The organism is Kitasatospora sp. NPDC092948 (assembly GCF_044754805.1).
Taxonomy (GTDB): Bacteria; Actinomycetota; Actinomycetes; order Streptomycetales; family Streptomycetaceae; genus Kitasatospora.
In genome coordinates, this window is sequence record NZ_JBIVPU010000006.1 from 96,450 (window position 1) to 118,680 (window position 22,231).

Genomic DNA, 22,231 nt, shown 5'->3' on the forward strand with positions numbered 1-22,231 from the left:
CCGCCAGGCTAGGCCCGGCCCCGGCGACCGGCCGTCAGCCACACCTGCGCGGGTCACGGGGTCGGCCCTGCTCCGGCGGGCGGTCGGCCGAGGGCGTCCAGTGCGGTGCTGGTGGCCAGGGCGTTCAGTGCGGTGCTGGTGGCCAGGGCGATCAGCTCGTCGTCGGAGGGGGCGTCCGGGCGGCCGCGGTCGGAGAGGACGGCGACGATCAGGGGGCTTCGGCCGCCGTCGGGCCAGAGGACGGCGATGTCGTTGCGGGTGCCGTGGGCGGCGTTGCCGGTCTTGTCGCCGACCTTCCAGCCGGTGGGGACGCCGGCCCGGATGTAGGGGCCGCCGGTGGTGTTGGCGAGCAGCCAGTCGGTGAGGAGTCGCCGCCGGTCGGCGGGGAGCAGGTCGCCGAGGACGTACTGGCGCAGGTCCGCGGCGAGGACGCGGGGCGTGCTGGTGTCCCGGGGGTCGCCCGGGGTCGCCTCGTTCAGGGCCGGTTCGGTGCGGCTGACGTCCGTGGTGGTGTCGCCGAGGTCGCGCAGCATCTGCTGCACGGCGGCGGGGCCCCCGAGTTCGGCGGTGACCAGGTCGGCGGCGGTGTTGTCGCTGTGGTCGAGGGACGCGGCGAGCAGGTCGCGCAGCGTCATGCCGGTGGCGACGTGCTGCGAGGTGACCGGCGCCCAGGACAGCACGTCCTCCTGACGGTACGTCACCACCCGATCCAGGTCGGCGTCGGAGGCGCGGCGCAGCAGCGCGCCGGCGGCCAGCGCCTTGGAGGTGGAGGCGAACGCGAAGCGCTCGTCGGCGCGGTGGGCGATCTCCCGGCCGCTGCCGGTGTCCAGTGCGTACACGCCGAGGCGGGCGCCGAAGCGCTGCTCCAGCTCGTGGAAGGCGTCGGCCGTGGAGTCCGTCGTGGAGCCGGCGGTCGAGTCGGCGGTGGAGCCGGTGGTCGAGGCGGCGGTGGAGCCGGCGGTCGAGGCGGTGGTACGAGGGGCGGGGGCCGGCGGTGTCCGGGTGCAGCCGGTCAGCAGGGCGGTGGCGAGCAGCAGGGCGGCGCAGGGCTTGGTGACGTGCATGGCTCCACGGTGCCCGCGGCGGCCCGGCCGACGACAGAGGGCGGGCCGGTGCCGTGCCAGTGTCGTGTCGTGCCGTGCCGTGCCGGTGCGCGGTGCCGCTACGGCTGGGAGTCGACCGCCGCGGAGACCACGTCGAGCAGCGGGGCGGCGTCCGTCTCGTCCGGGCCGCTGAGGCAGAGGCGGTCGGCGAGCGGGCCGTAGCGGCGGTGGAGTTCGCGGGCGACGGCGGTGGGTTCGCCGGTGACGGCGAAGGCGTTCAGGACGGTGTCGTCGACGAGGCGGCCCATCTCCTGCCAGCGGCCGCGGACCGACAGGGGGTGCAGTTCGTCCTGGAGGGCCGTCCAGCCGTGGGTCTCCAGGACGGGGCGGTAGGCGGGGGTGGAGGCGTAGAAGGCGAGGCGTTCGCGGACCAGGCGGAGGTTGGTGCGGTACTCGTCCTCGGTGCGGCCGGTGGCGACCAGGACGTTGGCGACCACCTCGAACGGGCGGGCGGTCCACGGGGCCCTGTCCGCCTCGGACTTGGCGCGGGCGGCGCGGACGGCCGGGAGGACGGCGGTGGCCAGGTGCTGCGGCGAGCCGAACGGGTGGGCGAGGAATCCGTCGGCGGCGGCCCCGGCGGCGGCCGTCATCAGCGGGCCGACGCCGGCCAGCAGCAGCGGCGGCGGGTCGTACGGGAGCGGGGCGGGCGCGAAGACCGGCGTCATCAGGGTGTGCCGGTAGAACTCGCCGCGGAAGGCGAGGCGTTCGCCGGTCTGCCAGCTGCGCCAGATCGCGCGGACCGCCGCCAGGTAGTCGTGCATCCGGGCCGCCGGACGGTCCCACGGCATGCCGAAGCGGCGCACCACGTGCGGCTTGATCTGCGTCCCGAGCCCGATCGCGGCGCGCCCGGCGGAACTCTCGTGCAGGCCCCACGCCTCGTAGGCGAGCGTCATCGGGGTGCGGGCGAACGCGATCGCCACACCGGTGGCGAGGCCGATCCGGTCCGTCCGGTCGGCGGCCCGGGCCAGTTGCAGGAACGGGTTGTGCGAGGTCTCCGACAGCACGAACCGGCCGGCCCCGCGCTCTTCGGCGGCCCGTGCCAGGCCGGGCGCGGTGGCGGGCAGCGGGGGTGCGGCGAGGTCGATGCGCATGGGCGGGCGCTCCTGCGGGCGGTGCGGCGTCGGGACGCCCCCGATGCTATGCGGTCGGCCGGCGGGTCCCGCCCACGGCCGGTCAGGACGGCGGGACGGCGGGACGGACAACGGAGGGCGGGACGGACAACGGAGGGCGGGGCGGCCGCCACCCGCCGTCGCCCGGCTGGCATTCTGTGCCGCATGGACGCCGACGATCTGATTTCACGTCATCTCCGCGCGCTGCTGGACGGGTTGGCCGCGAACCCCGCCCTGCCCGCGCCGATGGTGCGGCGGCTGATCGCGGACCGGCAAGGCTTCGGGGAGGTGGCGCGGCGGCCGGACCTCACCGACGACCTGGTCGCCGAGATCGTCGCGACCGACGACGAGTGGCTGCTGCACAGCCTGGCCCTCAACGAGCGGCTGCCGGGCCGGTTCCGCAGCCTGCTGGCCGCCCACCCGGACGCGTCGGTGCGGTCCGCGCTCGTGCGGCATGCCGCGAGCGCGCCGCGGGAGGTGTGGGAGCGGCTGGTCGACGATTCCGATCCGGAGGTCCGCACCAGCCTGGCCGAGAGCGCGGACACGCCGTCCGACCTGCGGGAGAGCCTCGTTGTCGACCCCGATCCCACGGTCCGGGCGGCGCTGGCGAAGTACTGGACGCAGGCGCCGGAGGAGGTCCGCCGGGTGCTGCTGACCGATCCCGAGGAGCAGGTCCGCTCCGCGGCCTGTTCGACGTACTACGCGCGGCTCCCGCATCCGGTGCCGCCCGCGGACCTGGTGCCGGCGCTGCTGGCGGACCCGCTCACCCGGGCGGGCGCGGCGGTGCACGCGGTGCTGGACGCGGACATCCTGCGGCGGCTCGCCGCGGATCCGGACAGCGCGGTGCGGGCGGAGCTGGCCCGGCACCCGGACCTGCCGCCGCAGGTCCGGGACGTCCTGGCCGTCGACCGGGCCCTGGCCGTCCGGGTGAAGGTGTTCGCCCGTCCCGACACTCCGGAGCAGCTGCGGGCGCAGATCCACGCCTCGGTCCACCGGGACGCGGTGTCGCTGGACGACTCGGCTCTCGACCCGGATCCCGACGCGGACGACCAGACGATCCGGGAGTGGCTCGACGCCCTCAACGCGCCCACCGAGCTGCGGACGCTGCTGCTGCCCTGGGTGGCGGCCGATCCGCTGCCGCACGTCGACTCGCCCTACGTCGCGTTCCGCGCCTCGGCGGCCGCCGCCGGCGGGGACCTCCCGGCCGACGTGGTGGCCCGACTGCTGGACGACGACGAGGAGTTGGTGCGCCTGGCCATGGCGAACGCCGCCCCGCACCTGGTGGATCCGGCGACCGCCGAGCGCATCGAGCGGCGCCACCAGCCCCGGCGGGACAAGTTCACCTCCTGGTGGGACCGGGCTCAGGTCGTGGTCTTCCCGCCGGAGTACCTGCGCCGCTTCGCCACCGACGCCGACGCCCGGCTCCGCTCCTTCGCGCCGCGCGACCCGGACCTGCCGGCGGAACTCGCCGCGCGGCTGGCCGCCGACCCGGTCGAACGCGTCCGCCACGCGGTGGCGCCGCACCGCAACCTGCCGCTGCCGTCCCTGCTCCGGCTGCTCGCCGACCCCGCGGAGCACGTCGCGGAGGCCGCCGCCGCCTCGCCGCACCTTCCCGTCGAGCACATGGAGCGACTGCTCGCCGACGCGGGCCTTTGACGCCTCGCTGGAGCGACTGCTCGCCGACGCGGGCCTCTGACACACCTCAACGGGCGTCGGCCGCACCGCCGTTGACGGTGCGGGACCGGCCCCGGGGGTGCACCGCGCCGGTCAGGCGGTGTTCCTGGTGACGAAGTCGGCGATGGCGTCCTCCATCTGCTGGAGGCCGGGGTCCTCGAGGGGGTAGTGGCCGGCGTTGTCGAGCATGACGGTGTCGACGGGGACCTTGGTGATCCGGGACAGGACGGGAACGCTGAGGTGGTGGGGGGTCCAGCGGTCCTCGGCGGGCTGGGTGAGCAGGACGGGGCAGGCGTCGAAGTCGGGCGGCTCGACGGCGGGGGTGTAGGTGGCATAGCTGTCGAGGAAGCGGACGCTGACCCAGTTGGCGGCCGACGTGGGGTCCTTCATCAGGACCTTCATGGCGTCCGGGTTGTTGGCGAGCGCGGACATCTTGGAGGCCAGGCTCATCGGGTACTTGGCTGCGGCGGCGGGGGTCTTGGCGATCAGGCCCATGAGGGGGACGCCGGCGCGGGCGGTGAGCCTGTCGTGGGAGGTCTCGTCGCGGACCCGCTGGTCGCGCTGGTCGAGGAAGGTCATGCCGACGATGCCGCGGAGGGTGCCGCGGGGGGCCTTGGCGGCGACGTGGTAGGTGAGCATGCCGCCGGCGCTGAGGCCGTAGAGGACGATGGGGCGGTCGTCGCGGGCCTGCTCGTGGGCGAGGAAGTCGACGACGAGGTCGACCCAGTCGTCGTAGGAGGGCGTGGTTCCGGGCTTGACCCGGGTGAGGCCGTAGCCGAGGTTGTCCAGGGCGACGGTCTCGAAGCCGCGCCTGGCGAGCGGGGCGCCGAGCACGAGGGACATCTGGCGGCCGTTGGTGCCGACGCCGTGGTGGAGCACGACCTTGGCCTTCGCGTCCGGACGGGGGTAGCGGTCGAGGTGGACGCGGTGGCCGCGCCAGTCCCAGAACTCCTCCTCCGGGGCGGTGGCGTCGGTCAGTCGCAGCCGCTCGGGCAGGAACTGCTGGAGGTCCCGCCAGGCCTGCTGGTCACGGTAGTAGGTGGGGTTGGTGTGCATGGGGTGCGCCTTTCGGGCGGGCCGGCCCGCACGGGTCAGCCGGGGTGGACGCGGGGCCGGCGAGGGCCCCGCGGGTGATCATCCGCACGCCAGCGGCGAGTTCCTCGCGTACGGCGTCGGCGTCGCGCAGGTCGTCCTCCAGTCCGCGGGTGAAGGTGAGCAGGACGGCGGCGGCCCGCCGCGCGCCGTCCCCGGCGGCCTGCGCGAGGGCCGATGCCAGGAGTCCGGCCAGGTGGTCGGTGTAGTCGGTGACCAGGTCGGGGGCCTGGGCGGTGGCCGCGGACAGCAGTTCCTGGGCGTGGGCGGGGCTGTCCCGCCAGAGCCGGATGGCGACCTCCAGCTTCACCGTGAGCACCGCGAGGACCTTCTCCTCCGCCGTGTCCGCGGCCCGGGCCGCCGTATCCGAGGCCGCGGCGGCCCGCTCCAGCAGGGACCCGACGACCTTGACGATCGCCTCCTCCTTGCTCCCCACGTACTTGTAGACCGTGGGGCGCGACATCTGCGCCTCCTCGACGATGTCGGAGATGGTGGTGCGGCGGTAGCCGTTGCGGCAGAAGCACCGGTAGGCGGCGTCGAGGACGAGCTGGGAGGAGGGAACCTTCGGCATGCTTACAAAGTTAACACCAAGCCCCAAGAGTGTAAATTCGTGAGCGTCCCCCGGAGCGGCACGCGAACCCGACAGCGCCGGACGGGCGGTCATCCCCTCCCGCAGAGCGCGTCGTCCACCAGCCTGTTCTCCGCCCGGCGATCCGCGCCACGTCCTCTGAGGGCGTCCGCGCGGCCGTCCGGGCCCGCCGCGACCACCCGGGCCTGCCGGTGCTGGTGCTCTCCCAGTACGTCGAGCGCCAGTACGCGGGTGAGTTGGTCTCCGACGGGCGCGGCGGCGTCGGCTACCTGCTCAAGGACCGGATCGGCCGGGTCGGCGAGTTCGTCGACGCCCTGCACCGCGTGGCCTCCGGCGGAACGGTCATGGACCCGGAGGTGATCGCCCAACTCCTCACCCGCCCCGCCCACGACCCGATCGCCGCCCTCACCCCGCGCGAACGCGAGGTCCTCGCCCTGATGGCCGAGGGCAAGGACAACACCACGATCGCATCCCGCCTGGTCATCACCGACAACGCCGTCCACAAGCACATCGGCAACATCTTCACCAAGCTCGGCCTCTCCCCCACCGACACCGGCCACCACCGCGTCCTGGCCGTCCTCACCTACCTCAGCCGCCAGTGACCCCGCCGGGGAGGCGGGCGTCGAACGGTCCGGGCAGCGGCCACCGGCCGGCGGGCACAGCACCTCCGACGGGAGGCGGTGCCGACCGCCGGTGGCTCCGGCGAGCTGCCGCGAACCCTTCGGTAGAGTCTGCGCGATGACGGGACATCAGGGCCGCAGCCCGAGGACCGACCGGGCCGACGGCGTCGAGGACGTGACGCTCCTCATCCTGGAGTGGCTGGGCGAGCAGGGCGTGAACGCCATGATCAGGGTGGACGCCGAGCGGGCGGCCGACAATGCGCCGGCCTGGACGTTCGCGGCCAACGGGGGGCCGCTGGAGCACGGTATGCGCGCTGACGGGAGAACGGTGGAGCAGTGCATGTCCATCGCCCTGTCCCAGCTGCGCAAGGCCGGACTGTCGGTTCCGTTCTGACCGTCCCCCTCGCTCCCCTCGCTCCCGCACTCCTCGCGCTCCTCGCCGGGCCGGGTGGCGAACCGCCGTGCTCTAATGCCTCGGTCCGCAGCTGGAGTTGCGCATCGCACCCGGACCCTCAGGGGCCCACCGGGAGCAGCGTGCCGCCCGTGAGATGCAGCAGTTCCGCGGCGGTGGTGGGGAACACGGTGTGCGGGGTGCCGGCCGCGGCCCAGACCTGCGGGTAGTCGGTGAGGGCCTGGTCGACCACGGTGGGCAGCGGACGGGGGTGGCCGGTGGGCGCGACGCCGCCGATGGCCTGGCCGGTGGCCTCGCGGACCTGTTCGGGGGTGGCGCGGCGCAGCGGCCCGCGGCCCCAGCGGGCGGCGAGGGCGGCGGTGTCGACACGGTGCCGGCCGCTGGTGAGGACCAGGACGGGTTCGCCGTCGGAGTGGAAGACCAGACTGTTGGCGATCGCGCCGACCTCGCAGCCCAGAGCCGCGGCGGCCTCCGCCGCGGTGCGGGCCGACTCGTCGAGCACCCGCACGGCACCGGTGAGGCCGGCGGCGGCGAGCGCCTCGGCGACCTGGGCGCTGCGGGTCGGCAGGGCAGTCGATTCCACCTGAACTCCTCGTGGCTGCACGGCATTTCGAGCAGGCGTTCCACATACGGAACGCCCCCGTGTGCGGAACGATAGACCTCACGCGAGCAGCGAATCAACTGCCGCCCACCCCCGCCGAGCCCGGCCCGGCAGTCGAGCACGGGCCCAGGGTCGGCGGCGGACGTCGCGTCAGGGCCCCAGGGGCCGGGCCTCGACGGGCGCTACTCCTGGGCCCCGGGGCGAGCGGGCCCGGCGGGCCCGGCGGGTCGGCGAAAGGGCTCGCGGCGTCGGGCGCTGTTGCCTCCGAGGAACTCCGCCGTCAGGTACTTCCCCTCCGCCGTCCGCTTCACCTCCCCCGCTTCCCAGGTGTGAGGGGTGGTCAGCTTCCAGCGCTTCCGCAGGGCTGCGTGTTCCTTGCTGTTCCTGGTGACATACCAGTGCCCGAAGCGGCACCACGCCAGCGGCTCGTCCGATTCCGTGGCCACCGCCTTCACCAGTTTCGCCGATCGAGGGGTCGGACTTTCCTTCGGATCTCTCGGCACACGCGCCCCGTGCTCGAAATACTGATTCATTCGGTAGGTGGCCTGGTCGCCGTGCTGGAACATGGCGTGCGAGGATCCTTCGGCCATGTGGATGGTACCGGTACCGCCCGCCCCCATCTCGGAGGTGCCGCTGCGCACCGGCGACGACCCTGATTTCTCGTCCTGCGCCGCAATCGCTCGATTCAGCCGGTTGAGCAGGTTCACCTTTTCGGGAGTGGCCTCCGGAATCTGCCCTCCGCCGCCGAGCCCTCGGACCTTGTAGACCTCGTGCAGGTCGTAGTCACCGGTATAGAGATGATGCTTCCATTCCGGGTCCTCCTTCAGCCTGAGCAGGTCCGATCCGCCGCCTTCCGCATGGACATCGACCGGAACGTACGGTTCACCGCCCCTCCCTGATCGAACCAGGCTCTTCGCCACGGAGCCGGGAGGATTGTCGATCCGCACTCCCAGCAGGCCGCCTTCCGGATCCCAATGCCCGACGAATCCGGTCAGCTCCAAGGACTCCAACTTCTCCATGACGGCCGGATCGTCCTTGTACTTCACCGCCAGGGAGCTCTTCTTGATGGTTTTCTCCAGGATGGTGTGAGGCTTCGCCTTCGCACCTTCCGCGATCCGCGCAATGGAGAGCGCACCGGTCTCCCGGACACAGATGGTGTAGTTGTATCGGCGGCACACCTCCGAAATCGGCTCCCAATGGTCCTTCCACACGATGTTTTCGAGCTCGTCGGCCCGCCCTTTGCGAGAGATTCCCTTTTTCTGGCCCACAATGGCGGAAGGCTTTTCGTACGCGCCGGCCTCGAAGGGATCCCCGACCGCCTCGGACGAGGGACCCGCCTGCGCCGACGCCATTGCGCCGAGCTGCCCGCTGCTTCGCCTCCTCCTCTTGGCCTGCGGTTGAGCGGCCAGCATCGACTCCTCGGGGTCCGGCTCCCGGGTGAGCTTCGACGACGGTTTGAGTGGCACAGGAGCCCCTTCCTTTCGCGGCCGCGCCCGCAGGTGTCATTCAATTCACGACGCGCGCCGGGTCCATGCTCCCCACCGATGCCCTGCCGCATGCAGGCCGGCACTCCATCCGTGTGGCCCTGGAGAGCCGTCCGTGCGACCGTACGCGACACCGCCGTTGGGGAAAACAAGTTTCGGTACAAATGGCTCTGGCTGTACCGCCGACCCGATTCAACAAAGACCTCCGCCCGATTCACCGAGCAAGGAGTCCATGAATGTCCGTACCCCTGGGCACAATTGTCGCAACCATGTACAAGTTCGAAGACCTGCCCGACGGCTGGCTTCCGTGCGATGGGACGGAAATTCCGCCAAAATATCAGGAACTCATCACCTTGCTCAGCAGCACGACGACGCCGAACCTCATCGGCCGGACCCTGATCGGCGCGGGCGACCCCGCAAAAGGGAGCACGAAGCAGACCGACGGGCGCGATCCGGCCTTCGCGACACTCCACGGCGCCCTGCAGATCGGGAACACCGGGGGCGAAGCACAGCATCAGCTGAGCATCGACGAGATGCCGAGACACTGGCACACGATCAATGACGGTAAATTCTGGCGCCACTATCGGAGCTTTTCCGGCGAGGACGGCGATGACTGGCCCTTCAAGGATGCCCAGGGGAATGGCGGAACCCATACGGAGGGCACGGACCAGGAAGGGCAGGGAAACCCTCATTACAACGTTCAGCCCTACTTCTCGGTGACGTACATGATCCGCGCAGAGAATGGATGACCGACAATGTTCAAGGCTGTCGACCCCTTCACCTACACCCTCACCGGCCCCCTGCACTGGAACCGCACGGAGGGAGAAGGCGAAAACAAAAAGACGACCGAAGTTCCCGTTGGCCTGTTCACGGCCACCTACCAGGTGACCTACAACGACGATGTCCAGCTCAGAAACGGGGTGGTCCCGGCCGGTGTCGCGAACCCCGGGGAGCGCAAGTACGTCCTGTCCCTCACCCAGCGGATCACCATCTACAACGAGAAGGGCCTGCTGCTCAATCCGGAGAAGGACGTCACGGAGTACTCGAACTACCCTGTCCTGCTCAGCATGCAGCTCGCCTCCAAGCTGCCGGACGGCATGGCGTTGCAGCTCCTCGGATACTCCCCGCACACGGTGAACACCAAGGTGCAGACGTCCGGAACGGTCGGAGACCAGGCTGGCTCGACCAAGGAGAGTTCGAACAGCCACACCGTGGGCTCGTCCACGGCCCAGACGAACAGCTACAGCGCGTCAGCGGGTCTGACCGGGGACTCCCTCAGTTTCAGCGTTTCCGCGGAGACCTCGACCACGACCACGACCGAGCAGTCCCGGACCGCCACCAGCCAATCCGGGACGAGTCAGAGCCACGAGGCATCGGCCTCGACCAGCATGAGCGTGGAGAACTGGGGCGCCTACGCGCTGGTGAACCCGGCGAACTCCTGCCCGACCTGGACGTTCGGGCAGGAGTACCCCTGGGACGTGATCGAGTACCGCAGGACCAATAACAACACGAACCCCAAGAACAAGGATCAGGTGCAGCTTGTCCTGCCCACAGCCATGACGGTGCGACTCTACGACGGGGTGTCACTCTGCCCGCCGAGCCACCTGTCCATGTTCGGGATCAACTTCTCCTCCCACGCGCAGTGGATCGTGACGGTCGACAATTCCGTGACCGATCCGCTCAAGCTGTCGCACACGCTCCAGTACTTCACCGCCTCGCACACCCTCGACGACAAGAAGCAGGTGGCCGTCTACCTGGACTCGACTTCGACCACACTGCTCCCGGGACGCGACGGCGGCCTCTCCACCGACCTCGACCTCGGAGTGCTGGGCCTGGACCCGGTGGGGCGGGCGGAAGCGCCGGCGGTCATCGGCTTCGTTCCCTCGAAGTTCACCGTTCCGCCGGCCCCGGCGAGCGGCGGATCGCCACCGAAGCCGTTCAGCATCTTCGCCGGCGCCAACACCCTGCTGGTGCGGGACACCACCGACTACAGGTCGTCCTGCACGTCGGGGTCCGGCTTCAAGGCCGACGAGACCGCGCTGAAGGTCGATCTGACCGACCAGTGCTCAAGCGTCACCTTCACCCTGCTGTTCAAGGTGGTGGACACCGCCGACTACGCCCTGCACCTCAAGCACTGGAAGACCACCCGGACAGGGCTGAAGCTGACCATCGTCGTCAACGGCGACAAGAGCACCCAGCTGACGAAGTACGTGGACGCCTCGGAAGCCGAGGGCGGGGAGAACAACCTCCTCTCCATCGCGCTGCGCAACCAGAACTACGCCTCGGTCGACTACAGCGACCTGCTCACCATGGGGCTGAACTCGGTCGCCGTCACCGTCACGCCGATCGAGGGCAAGAGCGCGGGATACGCCCTGCGCGCGATCTCCGTCGAACCGTCATGACACCGGAGGCGCCTCCGAAGCCGCATCCCCGCCAGAAGCCTGTCCGACAGCGGGCCGAGCACGCCGCTGCGGCCCAAGGACCGATCCGACAGTGAGGGTGGTCTCCGGACTCCGGCGACCACCCCCCGTTCGTCGGCGGGTCAGCCGCTGATGCTCGGCTTTCCGTTCTCGATGTGGCCCATGAGGCGGCGTCGGAAGGACGCGTCCTCCGCGACGGAGACGTCCAGGTCGTACCAGCCGTCGGCGTCCTCGGTGTCCCAAGTGAGGACAAGTGGCTTGCCGGCACTGGCAGTTCCGTGCTTCGACGGTGCGGTGCTGTAGAAGCGCGGCTTCACGGTGACAGTCTGCGGCTGGGCGCCGGTGGTGGTGATCGTGAGGGTGAGCGTGCGGGTCGGGGTGGCGGCGACGGTGCTGGTGAGGTCGGTGACGGCGGCGGACCCTGCGGTCGTCCCGGCGAACTCGCGGCGGAAGCCGTTGGGGCCGATCACGTAGAAGTCGTACGCGCCGTTCTTCAGGGGTACGCCGGCGGGCGTCTCCGAGGTGCCGAGCACGTCGAAGTGGAGCGGGTTCGGGAGGGCGTCGTAGGCGTAGACGGTCAGGTGCGCGGAGGCCGCTCCCGCGTTGGACATCGTCAGGGCGAAGGCGTCGGCGTCCCGGTCCAGGGCGCCGTGGACGTCCGGCTGGTACGGCAGCGGCCGCGCCAACCGCCGTTCCGGGTCGGCCGGTTGGGGCGGCGGGGCCCCGGTGCGGTCGAAGTCGAAGACCGAGGTGAGGTCACCGGCCACGGTGCGCCGCCAGCGGCTGATGGCGGGCTGCCGGACGCCCAGCCACTGCTCCAGGAAGCGGACCTGCGACGTGTGGTCGAAGACCTGGGAGTTGACGTATCCGCCCACCGTCCACGGGGAGACGGCGATCACCGGCACCCGGATGCCCAGGCCGATGGGCTGGTCGCCGCGTCCGCTGTCTGGAACGTACTCGTCGTCGACGGCACGCGGCGGGACCGGCGGCGGCATGTGGTCGAAGAATCCGTCGTTCTCGTCGTAGCTGATGAGCAGCACGGTGGAGTCCCACATGTCGTCGTCCGAGGCGATGGCGTCCAGGACCTGGTAGACGATGTTCTCGCCGTCCGTGGGGGCCGAGTTGCCCGGGTGTTCCGAGTCCGCTGCGGCCGGGACCAGGTAGGACACCCGGGGGGCCTTTCCCGCCTTGATGTCCTGGGCGAACGCGTACACGAAGTCCTTGTAGTTCTTCGGGTTCCGGTCCGACCCCGGTGCGGGTGGGCAGCGGAAGAGCCCGCGGTCGTAGAGGCTGCGATCCGCCGGTGGCAGGCCGGCGACCGCCTTGGCGAGTGCCTCCACCTCCCCCGGCGGCACGTCGCTCCGGTTGTAGAAGTCGAACAGGCTCCGGGGCTTGAGCTTCGCGTTGTTCAGTGCGGTCCGGAAGACCCGTTTGAACTCGGCGTGGAACTCCAGGTTGTTGTCGTAGAAGTTGTCCCAGCCCTGGTAGACGCGCCAGTTGATGCCGTCGGCGCCGAAGGGGTCGTTGTTGGCCTCCATGAGTTCGGCGTAACTGGGCCAGTTGTAGCCGGCGGGATCGTTCTCCCGGTCGTGTGCGGCGGATCCGGTGACGCGCTCGCCGTTCGGCTCCCAGCCGCCGAAGCCGCTGAACAGGTAGTTGCGGTTGCTGCTCGTCTCGCCCAGCACCGAGCAGTGGTAGGCGTCGCACAGTGTGAAGCGTTCGGCCAGCGCGCGGTAGGTCCCGACGACCTCCGGCTGGTCGAAGTAGCCCATCGTGGCCCCGCCCTTGTACTTGATCCACTGGTCGTGGCGGCCGTCGTGCCACGCGTCGTGGCCGGTGCCCCAGCCGTGGTCGAACGGCGTGGTCTTCCCGTCGCCCTTGTCGAACCGGTAGGGGCGGTAGACCACGGGCACCGCGCTGTCCTGGTCGGGCTGGTCGAGGACCGTGCGCGGGAGGTCCGTCTCGGGGAGGGTGACGAGGTTGCGGTCCTGGTACCCGCGCACGCCGCGGAAGTCGCTGCCGAAGTAGTGGTCGAAGGCGCGGTTCTCCTGCATCAGCAGGACCACGTGGCGGATGGCCTTCAGGCCGCCGGGGCGGGGTGCGCGCTGCATGGCCTTCAGCAGCGCGGGGGGCAGCACGTCGTTCACACCGTCTCCTGGGGCGTCGTGGCCGGTCGGTGGTCGAGGAAGATGTAGTCGCCGGCGGCGCCCAGGTTGAGGTCCGCGTCGGCGCCGTCCGCCTGGACGCGGAGGTATCCGCCCTTCGGGGGAATGGGCTGCTCCCCGCTCTTCCAGTGGACGACGTCGAGGTCGGTGATCGGCGTCCCCGGCACGCGGGTCACGGCCAGGAACAGCGCCGTCGTGTGCTTGTCGGTGTCCTTGTTGAGGTCGACCGGCAGCTTCTGGTAGCCGGCGGGCGGTCTCTCGTCGTCCTTCAGGACCAGAAGTCCGGTGATGGGCCGGTCCTGGGCGTGCTTCTCGAAGACGAAGTACAGGTACGCGCCGCCCGCGCCGCTGTTCAGATTGAAGTCGATCAGGCCCCATCCGGTGGGCACGTGCAGCGTCGGTTTCTTCGGCGGCCTCTCGTACGGGGCCAGGATGTCGATGTCGGTGATGAACGGACCCATGGGCGTGTCTTCCCTCGTGGGCGGTGAGCGGGCAGGGCCCAGTGTCGCTCCGTGACTGTCCGTCAGAACCTGTGACACTCTGTCCACGACCTATTTTTCGTGATCGCGCGACCTTGGGGTGTCAGGTGAAGACTCCGTTCCTGGTGGCCGCCGCGCTGACTGCCGCGCTGCTCGCACCGGCGTCGGGCCGGGGGGCCGCGGCCGTTTCGCGCGCGGCCCCGGCGAACTGCCCGGCGCTGGACGCCGATCTGCCCTGGTACGGGGACAACCGCGACGCGCTGCAGGCGTTCATCGACTCGGCCGGGGCCTGCACCCGGCCTGACGCGCACCCGCTGGCGGTGTTCGACTGGGACAACACGGTGGTCCGGAACGACACCGGCACCGCGACGCTCGTGTGGATGGTGCGCAACAGCAAGGTGCTCCAGCCGGAACGGAAGGACTGGTCGACCACCAGCCGCTACCTGACCCCGGCGGCGGCCGACGCGCTGCACACCGCCTGCGCGGACGCGGCGCCGGCCGGGCAGCCCCTGCCGACCGCCGACCACGCCCGGTGCGCCGACGAGATCCTCTCGGTCTACCTCGACGCCGAAACCTCGGACCGGGAACCGGCGTTCGGGAACTACGACCACCGGCGGATCGAGCCGGCCTACGCCTGGGCGGCCCAACTCCTGGCGGGCCACGGCCCCGAGGACGTCCTGGCGTTCGCCCGGGCGGCACGGGAGGAGAGCCTGGCGGCGCCCGTGGACTCCACCCGGACGGCCTGGAAGGTGCCGGCCTGGGTGCGCTACTACGAGCAGATCGCCGACCTGATCGGCACGCTGGGACGGGCCGGCTTCGACGTCCGGGTGGTGTCGGCCTCCGCCGAACCGGTGGCCCGGGTCTGGGCCGAGCCGCTCGGCATCCCGGGCGAGCACGTCATCGGCATCCGCAACCGGGTCGAGGGCGGGGAACTGACGCCCCATCTGGTGGGGTGCGGCGGCGAGGGCGAGGACGCCGTGATCACCTACGTCGAGGGCAAACGCTGCTTCATCAACCAGGAGATCCTCGGCATCACCGGCCCCGCCGCGTTCGAGCCGGCGCCCGCCGGCCTGCGGCAGGCCTTCGCGGCCGGGGACTCCACCACGGACGTCGTCTTCGTCGCCGACGCCACCGGGCTCCGCCTGGTGATCAACCGTCAGCGGCAGGAGCTGATGTGCCGCGCGTACGACGACGAGGACGGCAACTGGCTGGTGAACCCGATGTTCATCGAGCCCCTGCCCCGCCGCGCGACCCCGTACCCGTGCTCGACCACCGCCTACACCCGCCCGGACGGCTCCGCCGCCCCCGTCCTGGACGACCGGGGCCGGGTGGTCCCGGACCAGCCGGACTCCGTGTACTGACACCGCTTCGGACCGACCGCACACCTCGGAGGCATCCCGTGACCGTGACGGACATCGACATCGTGGACGGCGACTGGAAGGAGCACGACCGCTGGGTCAAGGACGGGCACGACCTCAACAAGGGAGCCGGCGGGAGCTACCTCTACACGGCGTGGGAGAAGGACGGGAAGGCGGGCCCGATCACCGAGATCCGCGTCATCGAGGACAAGCAGGAAACCCCCGCCGGCTTCACCAAGATCGACCGCGACCTCAACGAGGGCACCGACCCGCACGGAAAGAGCCTCTACCTGTGCTACTCCCGAACGGCCGCGAACAAGCCGATCCAGGAACTCACGGTGACGATCTCCGGCGACAAGTACGCGCCCCCGCCGGCCGGCTTCGAGCGCTACGACGCGAACCTCAACGAGGGAGCCGGCAACGACTTCGTCTACCTCTGCCTCCGGCGATAGGGCGTTCCCCGCCCGGCGCGTTCCACGTCTGGAACGATGGCGTCCATGCGCGCACCGGATCGACCGTCACCCGCCAGCGCCGCCCTCGCGGCCCGGATCGGCCTGCGCCTGCGCGAGCTGCGCACCGCGCGCGGCCTGTCGCTGTCGGAGCTGGCGCGCCGCTCGGGCGTCGGCAAGGCCACCCTGTCGGAGCTGGAGTCGGGCCGGCGCAATCCGACCCTGGAGACGCTGTACGCGCTGACCACCGCGCTGGGCCTGCCGCTCGGCGCCGCGCTGCACGAGCCCGGGGCGGCGGTCTCGGGTCCGGCGCTGCACGAGCCCGGGGCGGCGGTCTCGGGCCTGGCGCTGGACGCCGTCCTGCTGGACCGATTCGAGGACGCGGCGGCGGTGTCGGAGACGTATCGGATTCGCATCCGTCCGGGTGCGGTGCAGCACTCGGCGGCGCACACCCGGGGTACGGTCGAGCACCTGGTGGTGCTCTCCGGCACGGCGCGGGTGGGCGACGCGACGGTCGGCCCGGGCGGGCACCACACCTGGGCGGCGGACGTCCCGCACTCGTACCGGGCCACCGGGTCGGAGGTCGAGGCCGTGCTGACGATCCGTCACCCGCGCAGCTGACGCCGCCACTTGCTACTCGCGGGTGTCATTGATCGACATCGCGGCACGTGGCATTGTCTCCTCACACCCCGTGGCCGACCGGCCCCGCAGCGTTGGGAGATGAGCGCATGAGCACGCACAGCCCGTGGACGGCCCGAACGGTGGCCGGTCCCGGAGTCGAACTGCACTGCCGGGACTGGGCGGGCGCGGCCGACGCGCGGCCGGTGCTGCTGCTGCACGGGCTGGCGGGGCATGCGGGCGAGTGGGACGCGTTGGCGGCGGCGCTCGCCCCGGCGCACCGGGTGGTCGCCGTCGACCAGCGCGGCCACGGCCGTTCGACCCGCCGCCCGGCGGATCTCGGGCGGGACGCGTACGTGGCGGACGCGCTCGCGGTCGCGGACGCGCTCGGGCTGGAGCGTCCGCTGCTGGTGGGTCAGTCGCTGGGCGGGCACACGGCGCTGCTGGCGGCCGCGGCGCACCCGGGGCGGTTCGCCGGGGTGGTGCTGGTGGAGGCCGCGGCGGGGGCGTCGCCGGGCGCACCGGCCGAGATCGGGTCGATGCTGGCGGCGTGGCCGGTGCCGTTCCCGGAGCGTGCCTCGGCGGTGCGGTTCTTCGGCGGCGGCCCGCTCGGCGAGGTCTGGGCGGACGGCCTGGAGCGGCGGGCCGACGGCTGGTGGCCGCAGTTCGACACCGACGTGATGGTGGCCTCGCTCGCCGAGCTCGCCGTCCGCGAGCACTGGGACGACTGGACGGCCGCGGCCCACTGCCCGGCGCTGCTGGTGCTCGGCCAGCACGGCGTCGTCCCGGCGGCCGACACCGACCGGATGCTGACGCTCCGTCCGGACGTGCACGCGGCGAGCCTGCCGGGCGCCGGTCATGACGTCCACCTGGAGCACCCGGCGGAACTGCACCGCCTGGTCGCGGAGTTCCTCCACGGCCCGGCCGCCTGACGCCCCGCCGGGCCGGGCCGCGCCGGGCCGGCCCACCGGGGCGGGCGGATTCTCGGACTTCCAGGACCTTCGGCTTCGTCACCCACAGGTAGGCCGTCTCGCTGCGCCGGTCGAAGCAGGATTCCGCCCGCCGGCCGCGTACGCCCACGGGCCGACCGCCGCCCCGCCCACCGGCGGGGGACCGGCGATCGGCCCGCTTGACGATCCGTCAGCGCACGGCGTACGCGTCCGTCACGGTCTGGGTGACCTTGGCGCCGTCCGCCGAGGCCAGGGTGATCCGCAGGCTGACGGTCTTGCCGGAGGCGCCCGCGTGGTCCAGGAGGGCGACCTTGTCGGCGCCGACCGCGGCGTCCGTCCAGGTGGTGCCGCCGTCGTAGGAGTAGGCGAGCTGGGCGGTGGTCAGCGCGCCGGGGGTGTAGCCGCTCTGGCCGGTGGCGGAAAGCGCTATCCGCAGCGGTCCGGCGGCGACGGTGTTGTTGCCGTCGAGGTCGATCCGGTAGGCGGGGAACAGCAGCGGCAGCGACTGCGAGTAGGCGGCCGGGTCGTTGGCCGAGCGGAAGCCGAACTCGGTGCGGACGGCGGTGGAGCGCTGCCACAGGTCGCGGTGGTACATCCGGCTCTGGTCGAGCACCAGGGTGTAGTCCTGGGCGGCCGCGGGGAGTTCCCAGACGAACTGCGGGCCGAACCAGGAGCGGCCCAGCGAGGTGCCGCCGCTGAGGAGTTCGACGGCCGCGGCGTCGCCGAAGTAGGACTGGCTGCCGGTGTGGTCGGCGTTGCCGTCGCCCCACAGGGTGCGGGTGAAGTCGACGCCGACCAGGTCGGCCTGGCGCTCGCCGACGAGCAGCGCGGAGCCGTCCGCGTCGCGTCCGGCGGTGGGCCGCAGGACGCCCTGGTACCACTCCTCGGTGCGCTGCTGCCCGGCCTGGTAGCGGCGCGGCAGGTCCTGCATGAACTCGGTGAACGGCCAGCTGCTCTGCCCGTCGTGCAGCCAGGTGGTGTCGTCGGCGGTGTAGTACGCGGTGCGGGTGGACGGGGTGGCGACCAGGCCCTGTCCGGCGGCGGTGGCCGCGTACGGGTTCCACGGGCGTTCGACCGACTGGTAGTCGGTCATCCGCACCGGGGTGCCGACGGAGTGCCAGTTCTCGGTGACGGCGGCGAGGTCGCGGTCACGGACGGTGTGGCGCTGCTTGTTGGCGATCGAACCGGCGTCGTGGAACGCCAGGTTGTAGAGGTAGGGGCTGTCGGCGGCGGAGGTCCAGGCCAGGGTGACGGCGCCCTTGCCGAGGGCGGCCTTCAGCGCGGCGGCCTGGTCGGCGGTGATCGGCAGCACGGGGGCGTCCAGGCTGACGTCGTTCTTGCCGAACACGCCCGGGCTCTGACGGTAGGTCAGCACGCCGACGGCGCCGGCGTTCTTGGCGTTGGTGGAGACGATGCGCTGCGAGGTGCCGTCGTCGGGGACGAGGACCAGCTTGCCCTTGACGTTCGCGGCGGCCAGGTCGGCCGGGTCCGCGCTGGCGGCGGTGGTGAGCAACGCGCTTCCAGTGGCCGGCAGTTGGGCCTCGGCGGCGAACTGGGCGTAGTGCGGCTGGAGGGTGAGGCCGGCGCCCTTGAGCACCACCTCCGGGGCGGCCATCCGCAGGTAGCTGCCGAATTCGAAGCCGCCGGTGCGGGCCTTGCCGGAGCCCCAGGCGGAGAGTTCGACGGGCAGCACGCCGGTGCGCACCCCGGTGGAGTCGACCCACTTGTCGCCCCACCAGCGGCCGAGTTCGAGCGAGGCGCCGCGCACCTGGAGGTCGCGGTCGGCCTGCACCTCGATCGGGGTGGCCTGGCGGGCGTCGAGGGTGAGGACGGTGTCCTTGGTCAGCTGGATCTCGGGCATGGCGAGCGCGGTGACGGCCTTCGGGGCGGCCTCGCCGCTGGTGTCGCCCCGCTCGGGGGTGACCACGTAGCCGCTCAGCGAGTAGCTGCCGGGGCGCAGCCGGTAGACGATCTCGCCGTTGGCGTTCGGGGCCTGCCGGCTGCCGGTGGCCTGGCCGAGGTCGACCATGGTGATGCTGCTGCCGGCGTCGGACGCGGCGGGCTTGCCGTCGCGGTCGATCAGCTTGACCCGGACGGCGAGGGTCTCGGGCTCCACGTAGGCGTTGAACGGGGTGGAGACGGTGGTCCCGTTGTCGGCGGTGGCGAGCACCCGGCCGGTGACGTCGCCGTACTGACCGCCCGTCAGCTTCGCGTTCGCGTCGAAGGTGAGCGGGACCTGCACGGTGGCGCCGGCGGCGACGGTGATCTTGTCGGTGCCGAGCTTGACGACCTTCGACTTGATCGCGCTCTCGTCGTCGCCGTCGGTGCGCTGCACGCTCAGCTTGAGCGTGACGGGCCGGTCGGAGGTGTTGGTGTAGGGGAGTTGGACGGTGCGGGTGTCGGACTTCTGCTGCGGGTACGCGAAGTCGCCGAAGCCGACGGAGGGCGCGCCGAGGACGCTCTGGCGGGCGGCGGCGTCGACCCGAAGCCGGCCGGCGCCGGTCTGCTGGACGTCGCCGGGGACGGTGGCCAGCGCGGAGGAGACCAGGGCGGCCTTGAGCTGTGCGGCGCTCCACTCGGGGTGGGCCTGCTTGACCAGGGCGGCGCTGCCGGCCACCAGCGGGGTGGCCATCGAGGTGCCGGACATCCTGGTGTAGGCGTAGACGCCGCGTCCGCCGGTGGCGGCGCCCTTGACGTCGACGCCGGGCGCGGCGATCTCCGGCTTCAGGGTGTGGCTGCCGGTGACGGAGCCGTGCGAGGAGAAGCTCGCGGTGTTGTCCTTGCCGTCGACGGCGCCGACGGTGAGGACGGCGGGGGCGCAGCCGGGCGAGCTGACGGACTGGTACTGGCCGAGGTTGCCGGCGGCGACCACGAACAGCGCCTTGGACTGTTCGGCGATGCGCTGCGCGGCGACCGACATGGGGTCGGTGCAGTCGGTGGGTTCGGGGCTGCCGAGGGACATCGAGACCACGTCGGCGCCGGAGTCGGCGGCCCACTGCATGCCGGCGATGATCTGGGCCTCGGTGCCGGAGCCGCCGTCGTCGAGGACCTTGCCGATCAGCAGGCGGGCCTGGTCGGCGACGCCGCGTTCGGCGCCGCCGGACGCCTTGCCGGTGCCGGCGATCTCGGAGGCGACGAAGGTGCCGTGGCCGACCGCGTCGTGGACGTCCTCGTTCACGGTGTCCGCGGTGAAGTTGCGGCGGGCGTCGACCTGTCCGGCCAGGTCGGGGTGCTGGTCGTCGATGCCGGTGTCGAGGACGGCGACCTTGACGCCCTGTCCGCCGAGCCCGGCGGCCCAGGCGGCGGGGGCGCCGATCTGCTTGGTCTCGGCGTCGTTGGTGGTGCGGACCTTGCGGTCCAGCCAGAGCTTGGTCAGGCCGTCGCGGCCCTTGCCGTCCGGGCCGACGAGCTGGTTCCAGGTCTTGGCGGCGTCGTCCTTGGCGGGGGTGAACGCCACGCCGTCGACGGCTTTGAGCTCCTTGGTGCCGGCCGCGCGGGAGCGGGCCTGCGGGCTGGCCTCGGCGGCCTGCGCGTCGCGGTAGGTGGCGATCAGGGAAAGCGTTTTCACGCTCTGGTCGTCGTAGCCCTGGCGGAGCAGCGAGCTGACGTTGAACAGGCCGCGGTCGACGGTGCCGGCGGCGAGCGCGGCCGAGGCGTGCTGCGGGATGACGTACTGGTCGCCGTTCTCCTGCTGGGTGAACGTCAGCGGGACGTTGCCGTGCTCGTCGGGCAGCACGGTGACGGCGGTGCGGCCGTCGGTGCCGGTGCTGACCTGCACCCGGTCGCCGGTGATCAGGGTGACGGTGCGCGGGGCGGCGCTCTGACGTCCCGTCAGGGTCGAGCCGCCGTCTCCCGTCGGCGTTGCCGCGAATGCCTGTCCGGTCGTGGTGAGCGTGCCGGTGGCGAGGATGCCCGCCGCGGCCAGTGTCATCGCGCCGCGTATGCGCGCCGACCATGTCATGAACGCCTCCAGGTGTCGGGTTATGGCCGGTGAGCCTGGCAGAAAACCGAGCTGACCGGTCATGATGGGCCCTGGCGGGTCACCGCCCGGCGGCAAACCGCCACCGCCCGTGCGGCGGTGTGCGGGGCACGGGCGGTGGTCCTGAGTACGGCGGAACGGAGCACGGATGCTGGCGGCGATAGGTCTGGACGAGCACGCCGAGCGGGTCTACACCCACCTGGTGGCCCACGGCCCGGCGACCCGCACCGAACTGGCCGCCCGCTGCGGCCCGGTGGCGACCGGCGCGCTCGAACTGCTCCAGGCCAGCGGGCTGGTGGCCCCGGGCGCCGGCCGCCGCTACACCGCCGCTCCCCCGGCGGTCGCCCTGGAGGCGCTGCTCACCGGCCAGCGACACGCCCTGCGGGAGGCCGAGTTGACGGCGTCCACGCTCACCGAGGTCTACCGTTCGGCGACTGCCCGGCAGGACCAGGCGCACCGCGACCTGATCGAGGTGGTGGCGGGCCGGGCCGCGATCAGCCACCGCGTCACGCAGTTGCAGGCCGGCGCCGAGCACGAGCTGCTGGCACTGGTGACGGGCCGTCACCAGGTGGTGGCCGCCGACGAGACCGGGGCCGAGTCGGCGGCCGTGGAGCGCGGCGTCAGCTACCGGGTGGTGCTGGAGCGCCGCTCGCTGGACGAACCGGGCGCCGCGGCTCCGCTGTTCGAGGCGATGGACCGTCAGCAGCAGATCCGGGTGGTCGACCAGGTCCCGACCAAGCTGATCGTCGCGGACCGCGCCCTCGCGCTGGTCCCGCTCACCGACTCCACCGCCGACCCGGTCGCCCTGGTGGTCCGCGCGCCCGCCCTGGTCACCGTCTTCACCGTGCTGTTCGAACAGACCTGGGAGTGGGCGCACCCCCTGGGCCGCACCGGCACCGCCCCGACCGTCGGCGCCGCCCCCGCCGGCGACCCCGACGAGACCGACCGCCGCATCCTCGCCCTGCTGCTGTCCGGCGCCACCGACCCCGCCGTGGCCAAACAGCTCAGCCTGGGCCTGCGCACCGTCCAGCGCCGCATCAGCCGCCTGATGTCCCTGGCCCGCGCCGACACCCGCATCCAGCTCGGCTGGCAGGCCCACCGCCGGGGCTGGGTCGACTGACCTCCCGGC

19 protein-coding genes are annotated in these 22,231 nt (G+C 71.9%); 10 read left to right on the forward strand and 9 right to left on the reverse strand.

All coding sequences use genetic code 11. The features are described from left to right. Positions 1 to 53: 53 nt before the first annotated feature. Together bla and ACIQF6_RS19865 are read right to left on the reverse strand one after the other, a co-directional pair. The gene (gene bla / locus ACIQF6_RS19860; RefSeq protein ID WP_400896651.1) at positions 54 to 1,064 is read right to left on the reverse strand and encodes a class A beta-lactamase; all 1,011 of its coding nucleotides are present in this window, start codon (positions 1,062 to 1,064) and stop codon (positions 54 to 56) included. A gap of 98 nt (positions 1,065 to 1,162) precedes the next feature. Then, positions 1,163 to 2,194 carry a TIGR03617 family F420-dependent LLM class oxidoreductase gene (locus tag ACIQF6_RS19865; protein WP_400896653.1) on the reverse strand — a complete coding sequence of 344 codons (1,032 nt, stop codon included), beginning with the start codon at positions 2,192 to 2,194 and terminating at the stop codon, positions 1,163 to 1,165. A gap of 183 nt (positions 2,195 to 2,377) precedes the next feature. On the opposite strand from ACIQF6_RS19865, the gene ACIQF6_RS19870 reads away from it, so the two are divergent. Next, entirely contained in the window at positions 2,378 to 3,868 is a 1,491-nt protein-coding gene (locus ACIQF6_RS19870) for a hypothetical protein (RefSeq protein WP_400896655.1), read from the forward strand. A gap of 111 nt (positions 3,869 to 3,979) precedes the next feature. Here the strand turns inward: ACIQF6_RS19870 and ACIQF6_RS19875 are convergent, their stop codons facing one another. Both ACIQF6_RS19875 and ACIQF6_RS19880 read right to left on the reverse strand, forming a co-directional pair. Further along, positions 3,980 to 4,942, reverse strand: a complete 963-nt coding sequence (locus tag ACIQF6_RS19875; RefSeq protein WP_400896657.1) for an alpha/beta hydrolase — start codon at positions 4,940 to 4,942, stop codon at positions 3,980 to 3,982. Beyond that, positions 4,914 to 5,549 carry a TetR/AcrR family transcriptional regulator gene (locus ACIQF6_RS19880; RefSeq protein WP_400896659.1) on the reverse strand — a complete coding sequence of 212 codons (636 nt, stop codon included), beginning with the start codon at positions 5,547 to 5,549 and terminating at the stop codon, positions 4,914 to 4,916. The genes ACIQF6_RS19875 and ACIQF6_RS19880 overlap by 29 nt, the downstream gene beginning before the upstream one ends. Before the next feature lie 209 nt (positions 5,550 to 5,758). Here ACIQF6_RS19880 and ACIQF6_RS19885 point away from each other — a divergent pair, with 209 nt between their 5' ends. Further along, positions 5,759 to 6,169, forward strand: coding sequence for a LuxR C-terminal-related transcriptional regulator (locus tag ACIQF6_RS19885; protein ID WP_400896661.1), 411 nt, complete (start codon positions 5,759 to 5,761; stop codon positions 6,167 to 6,169). 136 nt (positions 6,170 to 6,305) lie between these two features. Further along, on the forward strand, positions 6,306 to 6,581 hold the full coding sequence (locus tag ACIQF6_RS19890) for a hypothetical protein (RefSeq protein ID WP_400896663.1): 276 nt from the start codon (positions 6,306 to 6,308) through the stop codon (positions 6,579 to 6,581). Between the two features lie 118 nt (positions 6,582 to 6,699). On the opposite strand, the gene ACIQF6_RS19895 is transcribed toward ACIQF6_RS19890, so the two are convergent. After that, positions 6,700 to 7,182 carry a YbaK/EbsC family protein gene (locus ACIQF6_RS19895; protein ID WP_400896665.1) on the reverse strand — a complete coding sequence of 161 codons (483 nt, stop codon included), beginning with the start codon at positions 7,180 to 7,182 and terminating at the stop codon, positions 6,700 to 6,702. Positions 7,183 to 7,382: 200 nt separating this feature from the next. Further along, positions 7,383 to 8,666 (reverse strand): hypothetical protein, encoded by a 1,284-nt coding sequence (locus ACIQF6_RS19900; RefSeq protein ID WP_400896667.1) that lies wholly within the window; start codon positions 8,664 to 8,666, stop codon positions 7,383 to 7,385. A gap of 254 nt (positions 8,667 to 8,920) precedes the next feature. Between ACIQF6_RS19900 and ACIQF6_RS19905 the strand changes: the two genes are divergently transcribed. Both ACIQF6_RS19905 and ACIQF6_RS19910 read left to right on the forward strand, forming a co-directional pair. Further along, positions 8,921 to 9,433, forward strand: coding sequence for a hypothetical protein (locus ACIQF6_RS19905; RefSeq protein WP_400896669.1), 513 nt, complete (start codon positions 8,921 to 8,923; stop codon positions 9,431 to 9,433). Between the two features lie 6 nt (positions 9,434 to 9,439). Beyond that, positions 9,440 to 11,086, forward strand: coding sequence for a hypothetical protein (locus ACIQF6_RS19910; protein ID WP_400896671.1), 1,647 nt, complete (start codon positions 9,440 to 9,442; stop codon positions 11,084 to 11,086). Positions 11,087 to 11,226: 140 nt separating this feature from the next. On the opposite strand, the gene ACIQF6_RS19915 is transcribed toward ACIQF6_RS19910, so the two are convergent. Further along, the gene (locus ACIQF6_RS19915; protein ID WP_400896673.1) at positions 11,227 to 13,251 is read right to left on the reverse strand and encodes an alkaline phosphatase family protein; all 2,025 of its coding nucleotides are present in this window, start codon (positions 13,249 to 13,251) and stop codon (positions 11,227 to 11,229) included. Then, positions 13,248 to 13,730, reverse strand: coding sequence for a hypothetical protein (locus ACIQF6_RS19920; protein ID WP_400896675.1), 483 nt, complete (start codon positions 13,728 to 13,730; stop codon positions 13,248 to 13,250). The genes ACIQF6_RS19915 and ACIQF6_RS19920 overlap by 4 nt, the downstream gene beginning before the upstream one ends. A gap of 125 nt (positions 13,731 to 13,855) precedes the next feature. Here ACIQF6_RS19920 and ACIQF6_RS19925 point away from each other — a divergent pair, with 125 nt between their 5' ends. From ACIQF6_RS19925 to ACIQF6_RS19940, 4 genes are all read left to right on the forward strand, one after another. Then, entirely contained in the window at positions 13,856 to 15,109 is a 1,254-nt protein-coding gene (locus ACIQF6_RS19925) for a haloacid dehalogenase-like hydrolase (protein ID WP_400896677.1), read from the forward strand. 38 nt (positions 15,110 to 15,147) lie between these two features. Continuing rightward, entirely contained in the window at positions 15,148 to 15,558 is a 411-nt protein-coding gene (locus tag ACIQF6_RS19930) for a hypothetical protein (protein ID WP_400896679.1), read from the forward strand. Between the two features lie 45 nt (positions 15,559 to 15,603). Further along, positions 15,604 to 16,176, forward strand: coding sequence for a helix-turn-helix domain-containing protein (locus ACIQF6_RS19935; protein WP_400896681.1), 573 nt, complete (start codon positions 15,604 to 15,606; stop codon positions 16,174 to 16,176). Between the two features lie 107 nt (positions 16,177 to 16,283). Further along, positions 16,284 to 17,105 (forward strand): alpha/beta fold hydrolase, encoded by an 822-nt coding sequence (locus ACIQF6_RS19940; RefSeq protein WP_400896683.1) that lies wholly within the window; start codon positions 16,284 to 16,286, stop codon positions 17,103 to 17,105. Between the two features lie 208 nt (positions 17,106 to 17,313). On the opposite strand, the gene ACIQF6_RS19945 is transcribed toward ACIQF6_RS19940, so the two are convergent. Then, positions 17,314 to 21,084 (reverse strand): S8 family serine peptidase, encoded by a 3,771-nt coding sequence (locus ACIQF6_RS19945; protein WP_400896685.1) that lies wholly within the window; start codon positions 21,082 to 21,084, stop codon positions 17,314 to 17,316. 166 nt (positions 21,085 to 21,250) lie between these two features. Here ACIQF6_RS19945 and ACIQF6_RS19950 point away from each other — a divergent pair, with 166 nt between their 5' ends. Beyond that, entirely contained in the window at positions 21,251 to 22,222 is a 972-nt protein-coding gene (locus tag ACIQF6_RS19950; protein ID WP_400896687.1) for a helix-turn-helix transcriptional regulator, read from the forward strand. The last annotated feature ends 9 nt before the right edge of the window (positions 22,223 to 22,231 follow it).

Coding starts and splice junctions, on each gene's coding strand:
- bla (WP_400896651.1), bottom strand. CDS start 1,064: ATGCACGTCACCAAGCCCTGCGCCGCCCTGCTGCTCGCCACCGCCCTG.
- ACIQF6_RS19865 (WP_400896653.1), bottom strand. CDS start 2,194: ATGCGCATCGACCTCGCCGCACCCCCGCTGCCCGCCACCGCGCCCGGC.
- ACIQF6_RS19870 (WP_400896655.1), top strand. CDS start 2,378: ATGGACGCCGACGATCTGATTTCACGTCATCTCCGCGCGCTGCTGGAC.
- ACIQF6_RS19875 (WP_400896657.1), bottom strand. CDS start 4,942: ATGCACACCAACCCCACCTACTACCGTGACCAGCAGGCCTGGCGGGAC.
- ACIQF6_RS19880 (WP_400896659.1), bottom strand. CDS start 5,549: ATGCCGAAGGTTCCCTCCTCCCAGCTCGTCCTCGACGCCGCCTACCGG.
- ACIQF6_RS19890 (WP_400896663.1), top strand. CDS start 6,306: ATGACGGGACATCAGGGCCGCAGCCCGAGGACCGACCGGGCCGACGGC.
- ACIQF6_RS19905 (WP_400896669.1), top strand. CDS start 8,921: ATGTCCGTACCCCTGGGCACAATTGTCGCAACCATGTACAAGTTCGAA.
- ACIQF6_RS19910 (WP_400896671.1), top strand. CDS start 9,440: ATGTTCAAGGCTGTCGACCCCTTCACCTACACCCTCACCGGCCCCCTG.
- ACIQF6_RS19920 (WP_400896675.1), bottom strand. CDS start 13,730: ATGGGTCCGTTCATCACCGACATCGACATCCTGGCCCCGTACGAGAGG.
- ACIQF6_RS19935 (WP_400896681.1), top strand. CDS start 15,604: ATGCGCGCACCGGATCGACCGTCACCCGCCAGCGCCGCCCTCGCGGCC.
- ACIQF6_RS19940 (WP_400896683.1), top strand. CDS start 16,284: ATGAGCACGCACAGCCCGTGGACGGCCCGAACGGTGGCCGGTCCCGGA.
- ACIQF6_RS19945 (WP_400896685.1), bottom strand. CDS start 21,084: ATGACATGGTCGGCGCGCATACGCGGCGCGATGACACTGGCCGCGGCG.
- ACIQF6_RS19950 (WP_400896687.1), top strand. CDS start 21,251: ATGCTGGCGGCGATAGGTCTGGACGAGCACGCCGAGCGGGTCTACACC.